Here is a 23,771-nt window from a genome sequence, read left to right as displayed (position 1 = left end):
GCGGAGAGGCGGAGACGATGAACCGACAGCTGCTCGTGGTCGGCGGCGACCGGCCGGGTGCGTTCGGAACCATCGGCGCGGCGCTGGCGCAGGCGCGGCCGGGGGCGACGATCAGCGTGCACCCCGGGCGGTACGAGGAAAACCTCGTGGTGGACCGGATGGTGTCGCTGGTGGCGGAACCGGGCACCGTGGAGCTCGTGGCGAACACCGGGAGCGTGCTCGTCGCGAACGCCGAGGCGGTGCAGCTCAGCGGGTTCGTCCTCACCAGCCTCGACGACCAGCTGGTCACGGTGGACGTGGTCCGCGGCGAGGCGGCGCTGGACGGCTGCCGGCTGTCCGGCACTTCGTGGGCGACCCTGCTGGCCCGGCTGGAGGGTTCGCTCGCGCTGCGGGGCTGCACGGTGAGCAGCACGGGCGGGGCCGGGGTCGTGGTCGCTTCGCCGGCGCAATCGACCATTGAGGACAGTGAGATCGTCGACGCCGCGTCGTCCGGCGTCGTGGTGGCCGAGACCGGTTCGGTGCTGCTGCGCCGCTGTGCGGTGCGGGGCGCGGCGGGAAACGGGGTGTGCGTCAACGGCGAAGCGGTCGCGATCGTCGACCAATGCGAGATCGTCGGAGCGCAGAAACCGGCGATGGTCGTGGAACAGCAGGGGCGCGCGACGATCACCGGGCTGACCGTGCGGGACAGCGCGAACGTCGACCTTTATGTGACCAGCAAGGGCCGGGTCTCGGTGGCGTCGTCCCAGTTCCGGGAGGCGCCGATGCAGGCCGCGCACATCGCCGCGTCCGCCGCGCCGTTGCTGCGGGAGTGCGTGTTCGCCGGGGCGGGCGCGAACGCGGTGCAGGCCACCGGAACCGCCGCACCGCAGTTCGTGGACTGCACCTTCGAGGGTTCGCCAGTCACGATTCTGGTCGACGATCAGGCACGGCCGCGGTTCGAACACGCCACCGTGCGGGGCTCCGCGCACACCGCGATGTCGATCAGCGCGGAGTCCGCGGTGACCGTTCGCGGGCTGCGGATGACGCCGGACTGCGGCGTCGGGATCGTCCTCTCCGGACAGTCCACGTTGGACCTCGCGGACGCTGTCATCGACGCCGGCCGGGAAAGCGGGCTGGAGGTCACCGAGGACGCGCGGCTGACCGTGACGGACCTCCGGGTCGATTCGACGACGGACAAGGCAGTCTCGTTCGCCGCGAGTGCGCCCTCGTCAGCGAAGTCGGTGCAGGTGCGCGGCGGCGGCCTGCACCTCTCCGGTGCCGCGGAAATCTCCTTGCAGGACTGCGAAATCATCGATTCTCCCGGAGACGGCATCACCGTGAGCGCGCCGCTGGCCGCCTCCCGGTGCCGGGTGCGCAACGCGCGGGGCAGCGGCGTCTACGTCGGTGCGCAGGCGTCGTTCACCGAATGCGAAATCCTCGGCGCGGGCGAGGACGGCTTCCACGTGGAAACCACCGAGCCGGTCACCATTCGCGATTGCGTGGTCAACGACGCGTCGGGCGAACTCGTGCGCGGCGAGCACGCGGACGTGGACAATCTGAGCACCGATTCCGCCCGGACCGCGGAGCCGGTGCCCGCCGGTCCGCCGGCCGACTTCGCAGCCGGCGAGCAGACGGTGCGCGAGGCGGCCGGAGAGGTGCTCGAAGGCCCGCTGGGCGAACTGGAGGCGCTGGTCGGGCTCGCCGGGGTGAAGAAGGAAGTCACCGGCCTGATCAACCTGATCAAGATGTCGCAGATGCGCGAGCGGATGGGCCTGCCGATGCCGCCGATGTCGCGGCACCTGGTGTTCGCCGGCCCGCCCGGCACCGGCAAGACGACCGTCGCCCGGCTGTACGGCACGGTGCTCGCCGAACTCGGCATCCTGTCGAAGGGGCACATGGTCGAGGTCGCCCGCCAGGACCTCGTCGGCCAGTACATCGGGTCCACCGCGATCAAGACCACCGAGGTCGTGGAGAAGGCCATCGGCGGGGTGCTGTTCATCGACGAGGCGTACACGCTGAGCGCGCCGACCGGCGGTTCCGGCCCGGACTTCGGCCAGGAAGCCATCGACGCGCTGATGAAGATCATGGAGGACCAGCGCGATTCGCTGGTGGTGATCGTCGCGGGCTATTCCGAGCAGATGGAGCAGTTCCTGCAGTCGAACCCCGGCCTCGCGTCGCGGTTCACGCGCACCGTCGAATTCCCGAACTACAGCGTCGACGAATTGGTCACCATCACGACCGGCTTGACCCGCAAGCATTACTACGAAATGACCGACGACGCGCTGGCCGCGCTGCGCGAGTATTTCGAGCGGGTGCCGAAGACCTCGACGTTCGGCAATGGCCGCGTCGCGCGGAAGCTGTTCGAGGCGATGGTGAACAACCAGGCGTCGCGGCTGGCGCTTCACCCGCCGTCGAAAGACATCGAGCTGAACCGGCTCACCGCCGACGACCTGCAGGCTGAACTGGCGCAACTGCCCACCGCGGCGAAGTCGGCGGTTTCGGTCGCCGCCGATCCCGACGCCGCGGTCAAGACGAGCGCGGGCTGGCAGCGGCTCACCGGCCTGGTCGGGCAGGAATCGGTGCGCGAGAACGCCGAACGGCTGTTGCGCAAACTCGGCCGGCTCACCCACGAACGGCAGCCGATCGGCCATCAGGCGAACCTGGTGATCAGCGGCGAACGCGGCGCCGGACGGTCGGAGTACGCGAAACTGTACGCGCAAATCCTCTCCGAATTCCGCATCGCCCCGATGGGGCAGGTGGTGCACCGCAATCTCGCCGAAGAACTGTCCCCGCGCTGGCCGGGCCAGGCCGAACACCTGGTCCGGGCCGCGGTGGACGACGCGTCCGGCGGCACCCTGGTGGTCGACCTGGACGGCGACTGGGACACCTCGCCGCACACCCCCGGCATCGAAGCGCTGGAAGCTCTCTCCGAGATGATCGCCCGCCGCCCGGCCGACCCGGTCGTGGTGTTCACCGGCGAAAGCGACCGCGTCGGCGAACTGCTCGGCCAGCTGCCCACGCTGCGCGACGCCTTCCCGTACGGCTGGCAGCTCGATGAGTACACAGTGGACGAACTCGCCGAGATCGCCGTGCGCCTGCTGGTCCGGCGCGGCCACGAGGTCCCGGACGACGTGCGCGACGCACTCGCCCACGAGTTGTCCGCCGCGTCCGACCACACCGCGTACGCCGCGCACGAACTCGCCCGCACGCTTTCGGCCGCCGCCGCGTCCCGCACGCTCGCCGCCGCGGACCTGCGCGGCATCCGCCCGCCCGACACCGGAGCCATGGCCCTCGGGCCGGGCCTGGCCTCGGTCGGCTGACCCTCGGGAGGAAACCGATGAGTTCGCAGTACGAAAAGATGCTCGAAGACGCGATGGCGGCCTACCAGCACCAGCGCGACCATTTCGATCAAGCCCGCCAGGACGTCGAAACCGCCACCAGCACAGTCACTTCGGCTCGCCGCGAGGTGACCGCGACCGTCGGCCGCACCGGCGAATTGACCGAGCTTTCCTTCCCGACCAGCGCCTACAAGCGCATGGCCCCCGCGGAATTGGCCTCGGTGATCGTGCAGACCGTCTCCGCCGCGCGGCAGAAATCCGTCGAGGCGGCCGCGGAGCTGATGGCCCCGATGCTCCCGCCGGGCATCTCCGCGCAGGATCTGATGAGCGGAAAAGTGGACGTCAACGCCCTGTTCTCGGCACGCGTGCCGGGATTCGACGAAGGGAATCTGCCGTGACCGACCAGTTTTTCGTCGACGCCGACGGACTCGACGGCGGCCGCGACGGTTTCGACGGCAAGAGCGCCGAACTGCGCACGCTGGCCCAGCGCGTGCAAAGCCTGGCGAATCCCGGCCGAATCCAGGACGCCGCCGGGAACGACAAGAACGGCAACCAATTCTCGAATACGCACATCCAGGCGGCGGCCGAGATCTACAACGGGATCAACGCCTGGGCGCTGGCGGTGGAAGCGACCCGGGACGCGATCGGCGACATGGCCACGTCGTTCCGCGAGGCCGACCAGGGCGCCTACGACGGGTCGAACGCCCTGTTGAAGAACTTCACCGAGCTGAACGAGAAGGTCCGCAGGGCCGACCCCGGTGACCCCGGCGGCTCCGAAGGCTCCGACGCGCCGCCGACCGAGTACCGGCGCGCCGTCCGGGTGCAGGGAAAGCTGCGGGACAAAGCCCCCGAAGAGGGAGACGGATCGACGGCGGCCGAGCACGTCCGGGTGCGCATCCGGGACCGCGGGACGGAACCCTTGCCCGGCGCGCACCCTCGGCAATTGCAGCGTTTGACGGTCGAGCGCAAGGTTCGGCAGGAGCTGGTCGCTCGTGAAGCCGAGGTCAGCCAGTCGCGACAGGCTGTCTTCGTCCGCTCGGAAAAACCGGCGCACGTGGTCGAGGACCCGCTCGACCCGAAGCAGGGGTAGCTCGGCGCGGCGGAAGGCGAACCGCCCTTCACTCGGGAAAAACCCGTTCTCCGACCCTTTCGCTCCGAGGAGGTGCCCCGCAATGAGCCTCATGGTGGACCCCAGCCTGAACTGGGTGTTCTACATCATCGCGGGTGACGCCTGGCCGCAGGGCGACGAGGACAAAGCGCGCGAACTGGCCGCCGAATGGGATCAGGTCGCGCAGGAGATTTCGGCCGCCGGAACCGGTTTCAGCCAGCTGGCGGAACAGGTGGTCTCCAACGTGGGCGGCGAGGTAGCGGCCAACTTCGCCGACTACGCCAACAAACTCAGCACTATGGGCGCCGGTTTCTCCTACCGGGCCCAGCAGGAAGCCGCCGCATTGCGCGAATACGCGCTGAATGTGGAAAACGCGAAATACGGAATCCTCATTTCGATCGCGGTCACCGCCGCGGACCTGATCTGGGCGATGACGAACCCGTTCACCGCCCCGCTGATCCCGGGAATCTGGGCAGCCGGGCGGACCGCGGTGATGCAGATCGAACGCTCGCTGATGTCGCGGCTGATGAGCTTGCTGTCGAGGCTCGCGCGAGAGGCCGCGCAGGAAGCCGCGGAAGAGGCGGCCGAGGAAATGCTGGCCGAGTTCATCCAGATCGCCCAGGGCAACCGGGACGGCTTCGACTGGAGCCAAATCGGCCAGAACGCGGCACTGGGCGGAATCGGCGGAGCGTTCGCCGCGGGAGCGCACAGCGGCCTCGGCAAATGGGGGCATAACGTCTTCGGCGCGGCCGGGGTCGAAGCGGCCACCGAGGTGGTCGTCGGCCTGGCCGGCGCGGGTCTTTTCGGCGGAGACCTGGACAGCCTGGGCTGGGGCGCCCTGAACGGCGGCCTGAGCGGAGCCGCCACCCACGGCGCCGGCCACTTCGGACAACACCTGCACGACAAACTCACCGGCGGCAACGACGGCGGCGGCCAGGGGAAGGGCCCGAACGACCCAGGCGGGGACAGCGGGACGGGGAACATCAAGGTGGCCCCGGTCAACGGCCCGGACGCACCTGGCGGGCCAGGTGGCTTCGGCGGTCGCGGGGAAGCCGGTGGTTTCCACGGCTCTGGTGGTGCTGGCAGCGCGGGTCCGGGCGGGTCCCACGGCTCCGACGGTGCTCGCAGCGCGGGTCCGGGCGGGTCCCACGGCTCTGGCGGTGCTGGCAGCGCGGGTCCCGGCGGGTCCCACGGCTCCAGCGGCTCTGGCAGCGCGGGTTCCGGCGGGTCACACGGTTCCGGCGGTTCTGGCAGCGTTGGCCCCGGCGGTGCCAACGGCTCCAGCAGCTCAAATGGCTCCAGCGGCCACGACAGCACTGATACCGGCGGCACCAACCGCTCCGGCATTCACGGCAGCACTGGTCCAGGCGGTGCCAACAACTCCGGCGGAGTTAATGGTTCCAGCAGTCACGGCAGCACCGATGCCGGTGGTGCGAATAATTCCAGCGGTACTGGCAACAGCGGATCCGCGAACAACTCTGCGTCGACCAGCAACCCCAACTCGCCCGTCGGACCGAACCACACAAGCGGCTCGAACGCGACCGGCAATCCCGAGTCCACGAGCAACCCCATCGCAAACAATCCGCAGGCACCCGACGCACCGGGCAACTCGCATGCGAGCGGCAACTCCTCAGCCCACAGCGCCACAGACAACGCGACTTCGCCAAGCGGACCTGCCCAAGCTGGCAACCCCAACTCCGCGGGCAACCAGGATCCGTCGACCGTCTCCAACTCCTCCAGCGGCAACGCCCCTGCGAACGGTGCGGCTGGCAATTCCGCGCAACCTCCGCACTCCCCCACCACCGGGGACACCGCCTCGGACGGCCACAACACTCCCGTCACCAGCGGACCCACCGCCCTCGAGCCGAACACCACCTCCGCGAACCAGAGCACGACCTCCCACCCGAATCCCGGCACCGAACACGTCGTCCCGCCACCGTCCACACCGGACTCGGCCAAGACCCCGCCGGACGCGATGTCAAGCTTCACCGGAAATCCGTCTAACTCCCACTCCACCAGCACGAACGGCCACCCGTCAGCTGGCAGCAACCCCGTGGCCAACCACGCCCCTCAGCACGGCACCGGTCTGCCCGGCTTCGGAGGCAACCCGCACTCCGCCACCGATCCCGGGAATCCGGCATCTCACCCCGGGCTGGAGAACACACCCAACCCCAACCCGGCTTCCGAGACCAACAGCACGTCCCCTAGCGGGAGCAACGCTTCCCCAGGCCCGAACGCCACCACTTCCCCGGACCCCGTCCGCACCCAAAACACCAGCCAGAGTCCGAGCAGCACCGACTCGAACTCCCCCAACCCGGCCGCGGCCCAGCAGTCCAAGGCAGTGCCTCCGCCGACGTCGACCAGCGTCAAAGGCATCGACTCGACTCCCAGCCCCACTCCGAAGACCACCCTCGACGGCCCCAACCTCGCGCCGACTCCCTCGGTTTCGAGTGAGGTCCAGACGTCGCCAGTCAGCCCCCACCTGACGACCGGCAGCCCGAACCAGGCCGCCACTCCCGAGCCCAGCACCGGACGGAGCCCCGCCACTCCGGGCTCGGCCACACAGCCCACGCCTGCTGCTCCGCATCCCTCCGCCCAGCCGAACCACGGCACCCAGCACAGTCCGAGCCCGACCGCCGACCTGGGCTCGAACCCGGCCGTCGATCCGAACCCGCCGGCCGGCCCGCGCTCGACGCCAGGCACGCACCCCGCTCCGGAATCCGCCCCGAGCACAAACGCCGCACACAGCCCCACGCCGAACCGGGCCGCCACTCCGATCGCGGGTCCGGCAACCGGCTCCAGCCTGAAACCGCCCGCCGATTCCGCACCGACCCCGTCCACCCCCTCGGCCTCGGCGGCCAACTCGAACGCGACCCCATCCCCGGCGCAAAGCTCCACGACCGCTCCGAACCCGGCTACCAGCACCAAGCCGACCGCTGAGCCGAACCAGGCCACTAGCACAAAACCCGCCACCGAGCCGAGCCCGACCACCAACCCCAAACCCGCCACCCAGCCGAACCCGACCACCAACCCCAAACCCACCACCCAGCCGAACCCGACCACCAACCCCAAACCCACCACCCAGCCGAACCCGGGCGACTCCCGAGCACCCAAGCCCAACCCAGCCCCCGCGCCGGCAAATCCGATCACCCCCACCCCCGCCCCGCGCCTGAGCGACCACACCTCCCCGGACCGCCACACCCCGGTCGCCGCGCCGAAGAAACCGAATCCCGCCGCACCCCCAGCGGGCGGCAATCGTCACACCCCGGCCACAGCACCCCAAAACCACCACCCGCCCCGCAACAACCTCCACACCCCCGTCGCGGCCCCCAAGAAACCGACCCCATCGCACGCCGCAGCACCCAAAAACCCAGCCAGCGGCCCGAACGTCGGCCAGCAGCCCCCGGTCACCGGCGGCAAGGCCGACTTCGCTCAGCACCTCAAGAACTTCAAGTTCACCGTCGTGCACGAAACCGGCATCATCGGCGACCTCGGCGCCCGCAACGAGAACAACCAGAACAGCATCGGCGTAGTAGCCACCGTCGCCGCCACGCCGAACGACGACCTCCGCAGCCTCGCCGAGAAATACTCCACCGGCTTCACCGGAAACTCCGCCGACGGACGCTTCGGCCTCGTCATCGGCATCAACGGAACCCCCGGCTCAGAACAAGCCATCACCCAGAAAATCCAGCAATTCCAGAATACCTGGGACCACCGTTTCCCGGTGGCGGTCATCGGATTCACCTGGAAACACCCGAGCAACCCGGCAATCGATCAAAAGACCATCCCCTACGGCGGCATCCGCGAAACAATCCTCCGGAACCCGGTCACGGAACGACTCGCCCAGCAGATCCGGGAGGCCGGCGGAAACAACGAGGTCTACCTCCACACCGGCGACGCCGACGTCCATTCGCTCACCACCGGCTCCGGGCCGCTGTTCGACGCGGTCGACACCGCGGTCCGGCAGAACCCCGAAGGCCCGCCGGAGGTGCTCAGCGGCGGGTACCACGTCCGGCCGGAGGACGGGGACCTCGCGAACCGTGCCGCGCAACTGGATCTCGACGTTCGGCAGGCGCTCGCCGGGGTCGACTCCCGGTCGGTTTACTTCCCCGAGCCGAACACGTTTGTCCGGCTGGAAGGAAACCGGCTGGAAAACGACGCGACCTTCGGCACCAAAAACCCCAACACCGGCCACTTCGACTACGGAGCCAAGGAAGGCCAGGGCCTGGTCGATTCGGTCCTGGCGCAGCGCAATCCGGGCTGGCAATACAGCGAGCACCCGTCCGCGATCGCGAAATTCTCCTCCGCGCTCGCCATTCAGACCGACGGATCGCGCATCGCGGGCAAGCTCGGCGCCGACCCGAACGCCGCCCTCACCCAAAGCCACGCGAACGAAACCACCTGGTCCGACCAGATCGGCCATTACCTCGGCAATCACACGTCGCTCGACCCGAATCTCGCGAAAATCGCCGCGAAAGCCGCGTTCCACGGGATCACGCCGAACGGGCCGACCCCGGAGCGGCCGGGCGCGTTCTCCGAAGTGGCCGCCAACCTGCCCAAGAACGAGCGCACGTCGCTGTTCAACGGCATGAAGGAGAACGTCGAGGACGGCAAGAAGCTCGCTGCCCTCACCCTCGCCACCCGGCAAGCGCTGGTCGACAACCTCAGCGGCAACCTTCCGGCGGACCCGCAGACGCCCGCCGCCGCACCGAGGGACGTCGGGACCGGGAAACCGCAACACATATCAGCCCCGCAGCAGACCCTTCCGGGGCCGAAGGACTGGAACGGCCGCCGCGACACCGCGCCGGTCACGCGGTTTTCCTCGGAGCGGTTCGATCCGATCAAGAAGATCGCCGAACAGTTCGCCGGCGACCGCGCGGGGCTCAACGGCGGGCAGCTCGCCGGCGCGATGGCGCAGATCCGGTTCGACGTGCGCCGGTTCGAGATCGCACCGGGCCATTGGGTCCGCGAGCACACCATCCCGATCGACCTGACCTCGCGTTCCGGCTCAGTATCGCCCGCGCGGCGCGAACAGTTCGTCCAAGACCTCCAGGCCCACCTCGACGACTGGGTCAACCAGTCCTCCCGGCTGCCCGGCGGCGACCAGCTGCACGTCCGCCTCGACGTCCGCGTCGCCGACGACCTCCGCCCGGACGACACCGGCTGGCAGGCCGACCCCCGCCGCCGGATCCCGGTCAACCTGCACGATTCCACTGTGGACCCGGCTACCCCGGACACGAACCAGCTCAGCTGGGACGTCCACGACTCGCCGTTCGGCGTCACGCACGAGCTGATGCACTTCCTCGGCCTCGGCGACGGCTACCGCAACGACGAAATGCTTTTCAACCGCGACGACCAGCCCGGCGTGATGGGCCCGGACGCGTGGCACGATTCGCGGCTCACCCCGGGAAATCTCGCCCAGCTCGAACAGGTGTCGAACACCGCGAACATCCGCGACCACCACCTCGGCGACGCGCCCGCGCCGACCCCGCCGCCGCATCAGGACGGCCACCGCTCCGAGCCCGAGCCGGACGGAAAGCCGAATCTGCATACCCCCGTCAAGTCCCCGCCAGATCCGGGACCGCCGGGCGAACGCGTCCCGCCGGCACCCGGCACCGGGGTCCGGTTCGACTCCGGCCACGGCGTCCAGGCGATCCGGGAAAGCAATCCGAAGGCCAGCGAGACCGTCGCGAACCGCGTGAAACCCCGCGAGTTCACCCCGGGCGAAAAGGCCGCCGTCGCGGACGCGCTCAAGCACTACGCCCCGATCATCGGCGACCAGCGGCAGAATTCCTCCCGCGCCGGAATCGAGCAGGAAGTCCAGTACATCGGCGCGGCGAACTTCGGCATCGAGAACGGGCAGCTCTCCCCGGGCATGGCGGGCGAGTACCTCGGCTCGCACCGGACAGTCAACGTCTACGCGACGGCCGGCCTCGCGCGGGACTTCGGTGGCGGCCGCCGCGAGGTCGAGGGCACGGTCACCCACGAACTGTCCCACGGCCTGCTCAAGTACGCCCTCGACGACTACAAAAAGCACGTCGGCGTCTGGAACGAGGACAACACGCCGAAGCGGGCACCCGGAGCCGAACCTCCGACAGACCCGAAGGTCCGCAGCGATTTCGAGGACTTCGCCGGATCGATCCGGACCCATCTGGCCGCGCCGGGCAAACTGGCCGCCGCCGCGCCGCGCCGGGCGGAGTTCATCAAACAGCTCGAAGAGTCCCATCCCGACGTGTTCGCGAAACGCGGCGAGACCGACCTGATCCGCGTTCGAGCCGCGCGGATCGCGAACGAACTCCGCGGCGAGAACCTCTCGGCGTTCAACGAACACACCGGATACTGGACGTCCGACGGCTTCCCGGCCTTCGACGGCGAACGGCCGATCACCCGCTACGGCGCGACGAACCCGAACGAGGACCTGGCCGAAGCGGCCAAGTTCTACTTCCTCGATCCGGACCGGTTGCGAACCGAAGCCCCGCAGCGCGCAGCGTTCTTCGACCAGCTGGTCTCGGACTGGACGCCGAGCCGGGACGAGGCGGTGCTGGTCGCCGACGAGCACACGGACACGCAGACTGAGCAGGAGCCCGATGACCGCCCCCTCGCCGACCGGCTGCCCGAGTTCGCCCGCAACGGCCGGACGCTCGGCTCGGTGGTCCCGGTCGACGTGCGCGGAGCCAAGGACGTCGGCACAAGCATCGAAAACCTGATCCGCCGCCTCAACCCGAAACAGCCGGACCCGCCGCGCATTCACGGCATCGACGCGATCACCGATTCCCTGTCCGGCCCCGAGTTCGAATCCTTCCTGGGCGACGGCCGCAAAGCGATGGTGCGGGCCGGCGAGAAATGGTACGAGGTGCACGTCACCGCGGAGCCGGACTTCTCCTCGGTCACCGCCGACCAGATCACGAAACTCGAGCAGCCGACCATCGGCGACGTCAAGAACGAGGTCAAAACCAGCCACGCGAACCCGAACACCGACACCACGGCGAAGGTCGTCGGCAGCTCGTACTTCGGGATGTTCCCGGCCGGCCCGTACGCGTCCGTCGGCGGCACCGCGCAGCTCGCCAGCCCGTCCGCGGAACACACCGGCACCACAACCGGCACCGAGCAGCGCGTGATCCGCACCGCGGGCGACACGCAACGGGCCGACGCCCCGGTGACCTACCGGATCACCGTGCGCAACGAAACCGGCGGACTGGTCGGTTCCACCGTGGACGGTCAAGTCGGCCTGGTCCTTTCGGCGGACCTGTCGAACCTCAAGCAGGAAAAGACGGTCGGACCGAGCGATCCGAGACCAGACTGGGCCGAGAAGATCGAATTCCTTTCCCCGGAAGCGGTCGACTTCGACGAGAACGCGCTCTTCGAGCAAGTAAGCAAGAACCTGCATCCCTCGGTGACCAAATTCGGTGCCCCGGGTCGCACCTCGCTGCGGGAATTCCTCAGCCGCGGCGGCGTCCGCAGCATGCTCGCCACGGCGCTGCAGGGCAGCCCGGTAGTATCGAACGACCTGCTCAGCCCGCATGGCGCCCACCGCGACGCAGTCCAGCTCTCGGCGCGGCCGACGAAGGTCGAATACCTCGGCACGATCCCTGGCGACAGCGAACTGCGGTTCAACGACTCCGCGGTGAACGGCGGAAGCACCGCTGTCTCCTCCAAATACGGCGGCGAAGTCAACGCGATTTTCGGCGGCGGGTCCTATGTCCCCGGCACGGTCGGCGGGGTCGGCGGCGTGAGCGGCAGCTACTCCCGGAAAGTCACGCAACAGTCCACCAGCGGCACCAGCTTCACCAACAAGTCCACAGTGAACGCGAAGGGCGACATCGGCCTGTACAACGTGACCGTCGACCTCGAAGTCACCACCTCAAACGGGGAAAAGACCACCGTCCAGGCCACCTCGTACACGCGGATGGGCTTGCCCGAAGCGAAAGCCCAGGGACTGCCGGTGCCGAAGAACACCTCGCCGAAGTTCAAAGACGTCGGCGCGCGGTACGAACCGCCGTATCTCGCGGCGGCCGTGGCGGCAGGCACCGCCCGGCCCGGGTCGTTCGAACCGGCCGCCCGCGTCCAGCCGCAGATCGAAAACGCGCTGCGGAACCTGCCGGGAGCGGACAAGTTCCTGCCTCGCTGGGACAAATTCCAGAGCGACGACCACGGCTCGAGCCGGGACATCGCCGAACAGTTCGCGAACCTGCGGAAGATCACGTCCACGTTCTCGGTCGCCTCGCTTCGCGGCAAAATGGACAGTCTGTTCACCCAAGGCGTTTCGGCGCAGCTGAAACGGCGCGGGCTGTTCACCGACGAGTTCCTCAACGTCACGGTGAAAGCCAAGCCCGGACCTGGCCGGCATCTCGGCCAGGCAGACAGCCGTTCGGTCAAGAGCAGCAACGAAACCAGCCCTTCGCTGACCAGCGCGACCACCACCGAACGAGGCTGGTCGGCCGGTCTCGAAGGCCGGGTGATCATCCCCGGCGCCTCGGCGGGCGCGAACCTCGGCATCAGCCCGACCGTCAGCCCGCTGCAGTATTCGGACACCCGCACGTGGAAGAACTCCGGCGGCCCGACCGTCACCACGACGACCGGCAAGGGCGGCAGCCCGGATTCGCAGGTCTTCGAGCACGACGTCGAGTTCGAAGTCGAGATCACCAGCTACACCCGGCACCGGCCCTGGGTGCGGCGGCTGACGCCCGGGTCGCCGTTCCGGGTCACGCCGAAGGTGTCCACAGTGGCCAAAACCGGCGATCCGGGCTTGCCGAAGATCGCCGGCAAGGTGGAATTGTGGCTCAACGACGGGGCCGCGCTGGCCAAGGACCCGGCGGAGTTCCAGCCCGGCAAACCGGGAATCGTCTCGATGCCGCCGAACGCAACGCCGAGCATCGACGACCTGCTGAGCCAGCAGCAGAGCCAGCCGACGCCGAAGTTCCTGCACGTGGAAGCGTTTGCGAACACCGAGGCGCTGCGGGACGAGGCGCTGCGCCAGCTCCAGCGCGCGGCTGGCGGCGACGCGGTGCTCGGTCTGCCGGGCAGCGAAGCGCGAGCCCGCGTGGACCGGCTGTTCTCGCCGGAAAACTTCCGCGGCCTCACGCCGAAGCTGCTCAACCAGGGCGGGACGGCGAACGGATTCCGCTACGAACGCCGCGTCGCCGATCGAGTCGGCGGCCTCGGCGTGGGCGCCTCGCTGAGCAATCCGAAGCTCGTCGCGGTCTCCGCGACCGGCGGCGGCGACCGGACCTATTCCGGCGGGGCGAAAGCCGGCTACGAAGGCACGCACAAGCAGTCCGTCGAAGCCAACGTCCAATTCGGCCTCACCGTCCGGCCGCCCGGCAGCGACACCCACGGGCAAGGCCAGCTCTTCGGCACCGCGAAGTGGAGCCCGTGGCAGCGCAGCTCCGGTTCGTCGCGCGAGATCACCGCGAGCGTCGACCACACCAATCGGTCCTCTTCGGACAGCCGGACCGTGCTGGTGCAGTACGATGCGAAGGTCCGGCTGATCGCGGAAAGCCGGCAAGAGGGCCCGGTCAACGGTTCGAGCTCGCGCGCGGGCGCGGACGTCCATCTGCCGGGCTCGGTCTTCGTGGCGATGACCGAGGACCAGGCGCGTGCGGAAGGGTTGCTGCCGCCGGTCGAGCCGCGTACCCCGGCGCCGGGCAAGCTTTCCGCTCCGCCGCTGGTCGGCGGCAAATCCAGCTCGCTCGGCTCGGCGGTCCTCGAGGACGCGCCCAACCTGACGAAGCTGGTGCAGGACGCCCGGCAGCAGCTCGGCAAACTCGGCGACAGGCTGCTGCCGAAATCGGTGCTGGACGATTCGATGAACAATCTCCAGCGCACCCTCGACACCGCCTCCCCGGAAGCCGTCACGTCCTTGGTGGACAGTGCGCTGGACGGCGGTGTTTCGCTGCTGGCGCAAGACCCGGGCGTGCTCTGGACCGACAATTACCAGCTGCTGCTCAAGGCGAGAATCCTCGACACGCAGTTCCTCGACGTGAAGCACGACGGCAGCGAAGTCGACCACGTCGTCAACGCGACCCAGACGGACAAGAAGAATTCCGGCCGCGGTTCGTCGTACGGCGGGCAGGTCCGCGGTGCCGGCCGTGGTTTGTTCCAGGACAGCCAGGCCAAGGTCAGCGGTTACGACGGCGCGTACCTGGGGGCTTCCGGCACCCGCGCGAAGAGCGACCAGACCGTCGAGAACAAGACGACCACCACGGCCTTGACCTCGTCTTCGAGCGGGCCGTCGGCGCGGTATCAGCACCAGGTCCAGTTCGAACTCGTCGTCGCCCGCGACGGACACACCTACCCGGTCGCTTCGCAAGAGGCGACCGTCACCTCCCGGTCGTCCGCGGACGACCACAAGATTTCCGGCAACGAGCGATACCACACCACACTGTACGGGTCGCGGACCACCGAACTCAGTGCCGCGGAGTCCACTCCGGACCGCCTGGCGGCGTGGCAGCAGGAAGGTTTCGGTCCGCTGCCGAAGTCTTCGACCGTCGAAGGGCTTCGCGGCGCCGCGGACGTGCGGGCCGCCGCCATCCGCGCGTTGCGTTTGGCTGGCGCGGGCAACGGCCTCACCGGACCCGGCACCGGCGCGCACAACACGCTCACGTCCTCGATCACCAACGAGACCCTGCAAGCGCATCTGCCGAACATGGTCGGCAAACCGTTCGAAACTCCCGACTTGCATTCGTCCGCGCTGACCGGCAGCAGCCACGCGTCGATAACGGTGTACACCCGCGTGGTGAAACCGGATCTGGTCGGGCTGAGCGATTCGGTGAAACTGGAGCGTTCGGACCAGTCCGGGTCCGCTTTCACCGGCGAGGCCAAGGAAACCGTCACCGGCGAGCAGCAGGGAAACCTCGGCACCGGCGGCGTCACCGACCCGGGCCGGGACACGCATTCCTGGGGCGGGCTCGACGTCCGCGGCCCGGTCGGGCGCAACGACCCGACGTCCAGCACCGCCGCGGCGCAACGGTCCGTCGTAGGCAAGGACAAGGGCCGCACCGGGCTGGTCGGGTTCGACGTCGAGTACCGGATCGTCGCGACGGTCGACGGCAAGACCGCGGCGGTCGAGGTCCGGGTGCCGCAGTCTTCGCGGACGCGGATGAGCGAAACGGACTTGGCACAGTCTCTCGGCGAGCCATTGCCCGCCCCGCTCGCGTCAGCGCAAGACGCGGTGAAGAAAGCCGCCGAGGACTGGCGCACTGCCGAAGAGGAACTCGAACAGGCACAGCGCGATTCCGATGATGCGTGGCTGTCCGAAAAGGACAACGCGCGCACAGCCGCCGAGAGCGCACGCGGGTTGCATCTCCCGGTCGACGGCAATCCGGTATCGCAGCTGCGGCAAGCGGTGCAGACGGCGCAGGACGAGGCTCGCGAGATCGGCCAGGCACTGCGCGCGGGCAACGAGGAGATCGCTCGGCTCAACGAACTCGACGAACAGCTTCTTGCCTTGGCGCTCGGGGAAGAACCGGGTTCGGTCGAGCAAAGCGACCTGGTCGCGAGGGCGTGGGACGCGCAGCGGCAAGTCGAACAGATCCGGAACGAGCAGGCCGGGCTGGTCCAGCAGCGGCAGGCCGCGCAGGACCGGGCCGCGCGGATCCTGGCCGTGCTGGACGAGTACCGCAACAACCACACCGACCACACCGCGCGGCAAGACGACGCGGCGAACCGGATCCAGGAAGCCCGCGAAAAAGCCGACGAGGCCCTGCGGAAATGGTGGCAGGCCAAGTCCGAAGTGGACAACCAGATCACCGCGCACGCTTGGCCGCGTCCAGCGGAGAACACTCCGGAACAGCACCGCGAAGGCACTGTCGAAGCGAACGACACCGTGTCCGGTTGGGACACTGACACCGACCAGCCCTACCGCTTCGACCCAGCCGAAATCCAGGTCCGCCAGATCACCGACAGTGCTGGCCGGGTCCGCGCAGTCTCGTTCCTCCCGGCGGACGAGCACACCGAAAGCGTCGAGCGAGACTGGGTCGCCAACAACTCCACTATGGTCAGCACGCTTCCAGAGGGTGCGACACCGGAGAAGTTCGACCCGCTGCTGAAGCAGGCCACCACCACCGGAGCGACGCCGGAGCTGTCCGGGCGCCGATTCGGCGAATGGGCCGACCAGACCGCCGCACCGTGGGACCAGGATTCCCTGTTCGTCTTCGCTCACGGCCGCGAACAATCGGTCAAAGTAACCCTGCTCGGCGGCCGGGCCGTGCGGGTCGACGGCGATACGTTCGCCCGGATCGTCGCGCAGGCCGCACCGCTGGCCCAATCCCATTCGGTCACGCTCATCGCATGCAGCACCGGCCAGACCGACGGTCCGGGCGGGCTGGCCCACGACTTCCAGCGCGCGCTCCGCGAACTCGGCGGACCGTCCACAGTGCACGCGCCCACCAAGCCCGCGCTGTTCGGGCGAGCGTCCGCGGCACTCGGCAAGGCCATCGGTGCAACGGACGGGTTCACCGCGGTCACCGACGGCGGCCAGTTCCGCACCTTCGGCGCCCCGATCCAGTCCACTCCCGACACCGCCCCACGCGCCGAGGAAACCCCCTACGCTTCACCCGAGGAACTGCTGGCGGACCTGCGGCAGACCGCGGTCGACGGCCCATCGCCGGCCCCGTTGCTGGGACCGGACCTGTTCGGCCTCTACCGCGCCCCGGAACCGCCGGAATTCCTGCGCGGCCACGACCTCCGTGCCCTCACCGCCGGACAGGGCATCAGTTTCCTCGACCTGCTCGACCTCGCCAAGGGCTACCAGCTGAGCCGCGAACACCTGGATCCGGCGAACCTGGACGACAATCGCGAGTGGACCCTGGAGAAAGAGCGCCCGGACGACCAGCTGTCCGCTTGGGCTCCCGGCGACGTCGAGCCGCTCCCCAAGACCACGTCGACACCGTTGCTGATGCACGCGATCTGGCTCGGCGGCCCGCTCAAGGACACCGGCACCATGCACGCCTTCCGCCGCAATTTCGGCGACGCCGCGGACCGGCTCGGCGAGGGCATCGTCCCCGTGCTGTGGACCGACGTGCCGCGCTGGCAGACCGAACTGGCGCTGACCACGACGGCCCCGGAAGAAGGCCCGGACCCGCTGCACGACGTCCGGGACCTGCTGCGGTGGGCGACGGAACACCGTGTCCAGCTGATCAATGTGGACGAAGTCTTCACCAGCGAGCACCCGATGCGCGCGCAGGAGTTCTATCTGTCCGAACTGGCCAAGCAGACCGGCCCGGGTTACGCGGCGGCGAGCGACATCCTCCGGCTGGAGCTGATGCACCGGTTCGGCGGCCTCTACACCGACGGCGACAACGTCGTGCAAGGCTTGGACGACGTGGTCCGCGCCGCCGAATCCGACGCCGGCTACGCGGTGCACCGGGTCGGCGGGAACATCGCGAACTCGGCCTTCACCATGGCGAAAGGACATCCGTTCGCCGCGGCCTATTTGGACCAACTGCGCGAGAATTACGGGCAGACGCAAGCGAACCTGATGCCGCGCGAGGTCGACTCGCTCGGGCAGAACTTCTTCGCCACGCCGATGGGCCGGGTGCACCGCCAGTCGGTGATGTACCGCTCGGGCCCGGTCGCGATGACCGCGACGGCCCGGAGGATCGGCCTCGACTCCGCGCTCGAACTGCCGGGCATGACGGCGATCCGGATGAACAGCGACCACAGCTGGCTCCTGCCGCCGCAAGGCGATCCGGCCCCGGTGTCCGACCGGTCAGAAACGCTGAAACTGACCCAGGGCGTGATCCAGACTCTGGTGCGCGGCCTGCACAACCGGGACGGCGACCTGCACCTGACCGCGGTCGAGCCCGCCGTGCGCCGGCACGCGGATCCGGATCTGGTATGGCAGGCGGCGTTGTCTTATCTCGCGGCCGACCCGAAGCTGTCCGCGTTCGTCCGCACGGTCACCGACCGCAGCAGCTACACCGGCAAGGTCCACGACGTTCCGCTGCCGCCGGCGGCCCGCGCCCTGCTGACCGTCGACGACAGCCGCGTGCACTACCACCTCGGCGAGGTCCAGCGCGCCGCCACCCTGCATGCCGCCGACGCGGTCTTGGTGGCGGATTCGCCCGCAGCACGGGACCACTTGCTCGACGCGCTGCGCTCGACGGATGGCCCGGTCCCGCCGATCGTCGTCACCGGAACCGGACCGGACGGGCGAGCGCACGCCACCGCCGCCGCGCGCGAGCTGGCCGGGCACCTCGCCGACGCGTTGGGCACCGACGTGCTGGACCGGGTCCCGGTGAAGATCCGAGTGTCCGAAGGGGACGGTCCGGTCACGATCTCTTTCCGCCCGCCCACCGGTCCCGGAGTCGAGATGTCGACCGGCACGCCGGCGCCCCGGGTATTCCGCGGACTGGACGACGGCCCGGCATCCGCGACGCCTCGGCCCTGGACACACCACGGCCGTCCGGTGGGGGTGCACTACTCACCGTCCGAAGTGTCCGTCCCTAGTGGATCGTCCTACTTGACCACCGACCCGGCAGCGACCCGGGCGTTCACCGAGCAGCTGCGCACGCACGGCAGCGACCTTCCCGCACGAGCGGTTACCGTCCGGCTCTCCGCCGCCGAACACCCGACCGCGGACTACCTGGTCGGCGGCGACCCCGCGGAAACGGGCCTGCTGCTCGAAGAACTGGTGCGCACCGCCACGCACCGCTGGTGGTTCCGCCCGGCCCCGCCCGCCGGACCGATCGCGCTGACCGACCGGGACGGCACCGCCAAGCTGCTCGGCTGGATCCTCGCGGAACTCGGCCGCGGCGAACCGGCCGCTTCGCTCGCCGAGGTCGTCGCCCGGCACGAACGCCCGGACCTGATCTGGACCGCAGCCGATGAAGTCGTCGCGTTGTCCGCGCTCCAATCCGACCTCACCGAGCAACACGCCGCGTTGCACCTGCACGGCGTGACCGGCACCCTGCTCGGCAAGCCGGACGCTGCCGCAGCGCTCACCGACCTGGCCGAAGCGACCCGCGACGGCGCTGACGTCGCCCAACTCGCCGAAGCCGTCGAGATTCTGAACCGCCACGGCACCCTCGACGCCGTCCTAAACGCCCCAGGCGGCCGCGCCTTGCTGCTGGAAGAAATCACCCGGCTCGGCAACCGCCCGAACCCCGACCGCTACGCCCGGAACCTGACCGCCGCGGTCCGGAAACTGACCGGCCAAGACCTGTCCCCGGAAGCGTTCCGCACCGCATTGCGCACCGCCCTCGACGGCCCGGCCAGGCGACCGGTCCCGCACCGGCTGAGCGTCGTCGGACTGGGCTGGCTGGACCGGTGGCACACGGCCGCGGCCATCCGCCGGTACCAAGCGCAGGAACGCGCCGCGTCCGCCCGCCAGGCCGCGGAACTGGCCGAACTGGCGGAAGGAGGTCCCCGCCGTGGATGATGCACCGCACGCGAAGGAGGTACCGGCGATGTCCGAGGACCAGTGGGTGCTGCTGGTGGACCCGGCGTGGCAGCCAGCGTCGGCGGCCGACGGCGCCGAGATCCCGAGCCCGCCGCCGCGGGCCGTGGTGGGCGGCTGGCTCGCGCGCGAGGACGGGTCCGTCAGCCGCTTCGAACCCAACCCGTCCTACGAACCGGCGGCGGAGAACTCCCCGACCGACCCGCTGGACGCCGTGCTCCGCCTGACCGCCCGCGGCGATGCGGACTTCGACCAGCTGGCGGCCGTCTTCCGCGAATCGGCCTTCGCGGTGGCCGTGGACTCCGACGACTCCCCGATGGTCGCGCCCTCGCCGGACAACATCCCGTGCCTGCTCGTCACGACCGCCCCGGCGCACCGCCGCCGAGTCCGCGCCGCTGGCTGGCACCCGGCCGCTCCCGCCGATTTGATCCGCCTGCTGAACGAGTACGACGGCGTTGATCTGCTGCTCAACCCGGGAGCACCGGGGTGCCTGCGACTGCTGGCCGACAGCGTCCGGGAGATCATGGCTTGACCAGGACCTCCGCGATCCAGTCCGCCATGAAGTCAGTGCCCAGCGACATGGTGCCGATCTGGCAGTGCTGCTCGCCGCCCTCGTCCGCGGTGAAGCGCCGCAGTTCCCGCCGCGAGCTGTTGACGCAGCCCTCGTAGGTCGACCACGCCTCGGAGACCGGGATCTGCTGGTCTTCCTCCCCGTGCGTGATCAGGATCGGCTGCGTGATCCGGTCCAGGATCCCGCGCAGGTGGAAGTTCCGGGTCGCCTCGAGGCACTCCTCCATCGAATTCGTCCCGAAGACCCACATCAGGTGCTTGACCAGATGCGGCACCGACGGCTGAGCACCGCTTCCGGAGACGCGAGCGCGCAACCGTGCGGCGAAGTCGTAGTTGGCGCCCCAGCACACGCCGAGCTTGAACCGCGGTTCGAAGGCCGTCGCCCGTGCCGCGTGGTGGCCGCCGAGGCTGAGCGCGACCATCCCGATGCGGTCCGCGTCCACGTCGGGACGCTCTTCCAAGTAGTCCACGCACGCGCCCGCCGGGATCTCCGCCTCGGCGAAGTTGTGCAGCCCATGTTTGCGCAGCGCCTCCCCCACGCCGGGGTTGTCCACGAACAGCACCGAGACGCCCCGGCGGTTCAACGCCGTGCCGAAGCCGCTCAGGAACAGGAACTCCTTCGTTCCGTCGAGACCGTTGAAGTGCACCACGGCCGGGGCCTCGGCCTCGCTGGCAGGTACCCACAGCGCGGGAAGCACCGACCCCTGGTACGGCACCGCGACCCGCTGGCAGTTCACCTCGCCGAGTTCGACGTATTTGCCGAAGGTGGCCAGAAGCCGGTCGTACACTGCGATACGGGCCGGGTTGTCGTGCTCCGGCATCCGCTCGCCGGTGAGGTACATGACGGTGGCTCGGCGGTACTTCTCCGCGGCGGAGTAGCGCCGTCCGGCGGCCTCGTCCGCCTCGGCCGCCCGGACCAGCCGGTCGCCGGCGCCGGCCCAGGCTTCGAAGAACGCCTCCGCCAGCCCGGGCCCGGCGCCGTGGTCGCGCAGGTCCCGGCAGGCCCGGTCGATCTCGGCCATGTTGGCGCCCATGTCCAGCGCCATGGACAACGCCAGGTTCGCCGGGTAGTCCCGGAAGTACTGCAGCACGCTGTTTCCTCTCTGCCTGCTCAGGGGGCCACGAGAATCTTGCCGTCGACCCGGCCCGCGGCCAGCGGTTCCACCCCGCGCGAGACCAGGTCCGCCAACGGAATCACCGAGTCCAGCAGCAGCGACTCCAGCGTCCCGTCGGCCAGGATTTCGAGTGCCGGCCCCAGATCCGTCGCGCACACGTGGGCAACCGTGGACTCGACGGTCACCTCGCGCAACGCCAGCGAAGCCAGATCGACCGCCGGTTTCTCCTTCGGGAGTCCCACGGCCAGCACTCGCCCGCCGGCCGCCACCATCCGGAGCGCGTTCTCGAACTGCCCGGGAGCGCCGCTGGCTTCGATCACCACGTCGGCGCCGCCCGTGCCTTCCAGGACGGCTTCGACCGCGTCCGGACCAGCGGGCAACGTCCGGGCCGCGCCGAGTTTCGCGGCCCGCTCCAGCTTCGGGCCGGGCAGGTCGAGCACCGTGATCTCGGCGTTCCGCAGGCGGGCCAGCCCGGCGAGCACGAACGTCCCGATCGCCCCCGCGCCGATGAGCACCACCGAATCCCCGTCCCGGACGCCTGCCCTGCGCGCCGCGTGCAGGCCGACCGCGAGCGGCTGCGCCATCCCGGCGGAATCCGCGGACATCCCAGCCGGGACCGGCCGCAATGTTTTCGCCGGCACCGCCGCGTACTCCGCCAAACCGCCCGGTGCGTTCAAGCCGAGGGTGTAGTAGTCGCGGCACACATTCGTTCGCCCCGAGGCACACCGGTCGCACTGTCCGCACCAGACACCGGCGCCGGAGGAAACCATGGTCCCGGCTGGCAGCCCCGGGATCCCCTCCACGACCTCGCCTGCGAATTCGTGTCCGGGAATCATCGGCCCGACGTGCCCGCTGGCCGGATGCCGCCGGTGCAGCGGCACCAGGACCGGCCCGTTCGCCCATTCCGCCGCGTCGGTGCCGCAAAGGCCGTTGCGCCGTACCGCGACAAGCACCTCGCCGGCTTTCGGCTTCGGTATCGGCACCTGTTCGATCCGGATGTCCCGCCGGCCGTGATAAACCGCCGCCCGCATCATGCCGCGACTCCGCGGGCACGCTCGGATTCGGGCGCGACAACGTCGCCGGAAGCGGTGCGAGGCAGCAACAGTGCGGTGATCGCGGCGAGGGCGAAGAATCCGGCGCACACCAGAAGTCCGCCGCTGAAGCCGATCGTTCCGGCGAGACCGGCCAAGACGAACGGGGCGAAAGCGGAGATCCCGCGTCCGACGTTGAAGCAGAATCCCGCGCCGGTGGCCCGGGCGCGGGTGGGGAACAGCTCGCCGAGATAGGAGCCGAACAGTCCGAAGAACGCGGTGAACGCGCCGAAGACCGGGCCGAGCCACATCAGCGCCGGCTGATGGGTCACCAGGGCGTAGACGGGCAGGGTGACGGTGACGCCGACGAGAGTCGCCACGATCGTCCGGCGTCGGCCGAAACTGTCCGCGAGCAGGCCGAAACCGTTGTATCCCAGGAACATGCCGAGGTTGAGGACGGTGACGAACACCGCGACTGATGGAGCGGGCAAGCCGCGTTCGACGGTCAGGTACGTCGGCAGCCAGGTGGTCGTGCCCCAGTACCCGGTCAGCGCCAGCGCGGCCATGAGAGTGCCGAGCAACGTAGTGCGGCGCAGGGAACCGCGCAGCACGTGCGCCACTGTCACGGAGCGGCCGGTCCGCGCTTTTTGCTCCGCCCAGCTCGCCGACTCCGGGAAGAAGGCGAGCACGACCAGCACCGGCGCCACGACCGCGACCCCGGCGGCGAAGAACATCATCCGCCAATTCGGCAGGAACGGCGCGGACAGGACGGCGGCGATCGCGCCTCCCGCCGGGAAGGCGCTGATCACGAACGCGGCGGCCCGGCCGCGCAGCCGCGGCGGCCAGGTCTCGACCACATAGGCCGACACGACGCTCCAGACCGCGCCGAGCCCGATCCCGGCGAGGAACCGGAGAATCAGGAACACGCTGAAGTCCGGCACGACGGCGAGCGCCGCCGTGCCTCCGCCGAACACGAGCAGGGAGGCGACCAGCGCCTTCTTCCGGCCGAAGTTGTCCGCGACATAGCCGCCGGTGACGCTGCTGACGCCGATGCCCAGCAGGGTCGCGGTCGCGAGCAGACCGGCTTGCGTCACCGAAAGCCCCAGGTCGTGCCGGATCGTCGGAAGCGCGAGCGACAGCAGCACGATCTCCAGCGCGTCGAAGAGGTAGGCGAGGAAACAGCCGCCGAGGACGATCCATCGGGAATTTCTCATGTTCGCTTCTCCACGGTGA

Annotated in this window: 11 protein-coding genes; 5 read left to right on the top strand and 6 right to left on the bottom strand. The window is 69.4% G+C overall.

What is annotated here, in order from left to right:
• The first annotated feature begins 17 nt into the window (after window positions 1-17).
• From L942_RS21360 to L942_RS44950, 3 genes are read left to right on the top strand one after another with little or no spacing between them, the layout of a single operon-like run.
• Window positions 18-3,299, top strand: a complete 3,282-nt coding sequence (locus L942_RS21360) for a right-handed parallel beta-helix repeat-containing protein (protein WP_037363158.1) — start codon at window positions 18-20, stop codon at window positions 3,297-3,299.
• Between the two features lie 17 nt (window positions 3,300-3,316).
• Window positions 3,317-3,715 carry a YbaB/EbfC family nucleoid-associated protein gene (locus tag L942_RS21355; protein ID WP_037363156.1) on the top strand — a complete coding sequence of 133 codons (399 nt, stop codon included), beginning with the start codon at window positions 3,317-3,319 and terminating at the stop codon, window positions 3,713-3,715.
• A complete protein-coding gene (locus L942_RS44950; RefSeq protein ID WP_051166131.1) occupies window positions 3,712-4,407 on the top strand; it encodes a hypothetical protein in 696 nt (231 codons plus the stop codon). The genes L942_RS21355 and L942_RS44950 overlap by 4 nt, the downstream gene beginning before the upstream one ends.
• 28 nt (window positions 4,408-4,435) lie before the next feature.
• On the opposite strand, the gene L942_RS44355 is transcribed toward L942_RS44950, so the two are convergent.
• The 3 genes from L942_RS44355 to L942_RS42075 all read right to left on the bottom strand — a co-directional run bounded on the left by L942_RS44355 (window position 4,436) and on the right by L942_RS42075 (window position 7,497).
• Window positions 4,436-5,326 carry a hypothetical protein gene (locus tag L942_RS44355; protein ID WP_158684503.1) on the bottom strand — a complete coding sequence of 297 codons (891 nt, stop codon included), beginning with the start codon at window positions 5,324-5,326 and terminating at the stop codon, window positions 4,436-4,438.
• Between the two features lie 506 nt (window positions 5,327-5,832).
• Window positions 5,833-6,414 (bottom strand): hypothetical protein, encoded by a 582-nt coding sequence (locus tag L942_RS21340; protein ID WP_037363151.1) that lies wholly within the window; start codon window positions 6,412-6,414, stop codon window positions 5,833-5,835.
• A gap of 153 nt (window positions 6,415-6,567) precedes the next feature.
• Window positions 6,568-7,497, bottom strand: a complete 930-nt coding sequence (locus L942_RS42075; RefSeq protein ID WP_158684502.1) for a hypothetical protein — start codon at window positions 7,495-7,497, stop codon at window positions 6,568-6,570.
• A gap of 391 nt (window positions 7,498-7,888) precedes the next feature.
• Here L942_RS42075 and L942_RS21330 point away from each other — a divergent pair, with 391 nt between their 5' ends.
• Together L942_RS21330 and L942_RS21325 are read left to right on the top strand one after the other, a co-directional pair.
• Window positions 7,889-19,804 carry a TcdA/TcdB catalytic glycosyltransferase domain-containing protein gene (locus L942_RS21330; protein WP_037363149.1) on the top strand — a complete coding sequence of 3,972 codons (11,916 nt, stop codon included), beginning with the start codon at window positions 7,889-7,891 and terminating at the stop codon, window positions 19,802-19,804.
• 28 nt (window positions 19,805-19,832) lie between these two features.
• A complete protein-coding gene (locus L942_RS21325; RefSeq protein ID WP_037363146.1) occupies window positions 19,833-20,354 on the top strand; it encodes a type VII secretion system-associated protein in 522 nt (173 codons plus the stop codon).
• On the opposite strand, the gene L942_RS21320 is transcribed toward L942_RS21325, so the two are convergent.
• From L942_RS21320 to L942_RS21310, 3 genes are read right to left on the bottom strand one after another with little or no spacing between them, the layout of a single operon-like run.
• Window positions 20,344-21,483 carry an alpha/beta hydrolase family protein gene (locus tag L942_RS21320; protein WP_037363142.1) on the bottom strand — a complete coding sequence of 380 codons (1,140 nt, stop codon included), beginning with the start codon at window positions 21,481-21,483 and terminating at the stop codon, window positions 20,344-20,346. The genes L942_RS21325 and L942_RS21320 overlap by 11 nt on opposite strands.
• Window positions 21,484-21,503: 20 nt before the next feature.
• Entirely contained in the window at window positions 21,504-22,541 is a 1,038-nt protein-coding gene (locus tag L942_RS21315) for a zinc-dependent alcohol dehydrogenase (RefSeq protein WP_235079293.1), read from the bottom strand.
• Entirely contained in the window at window positions 22,538-23,752 is a 1,215-nt protein-coding gene (locus L942_RS21310; protein WP_037363140.1) for an MFS transporter, read from the bottom strand. The genes L942_RS21315 and L942_RS21310 overlap by 4 nt, the downstream gene beginning before the upstream one ends.
• Between the last annotated feature and the right edge of the window lie 19 nt (window positions 23,753-23,771).

Source organism: Amycolatopsis orientalis DSM 43388 (genome assembly GCF_000411975.1).
Taxonomy (GTDB): Bacteria; Actinomycetota; Actinomycetes; order Mycobacteriales; family Pseudonocardiaceae; genus Amycolatopsis; species Amycolatopsis orientalis_D.
This window is presented reverse-complemented; position numbering and strand designations above follow the sequence as displayed.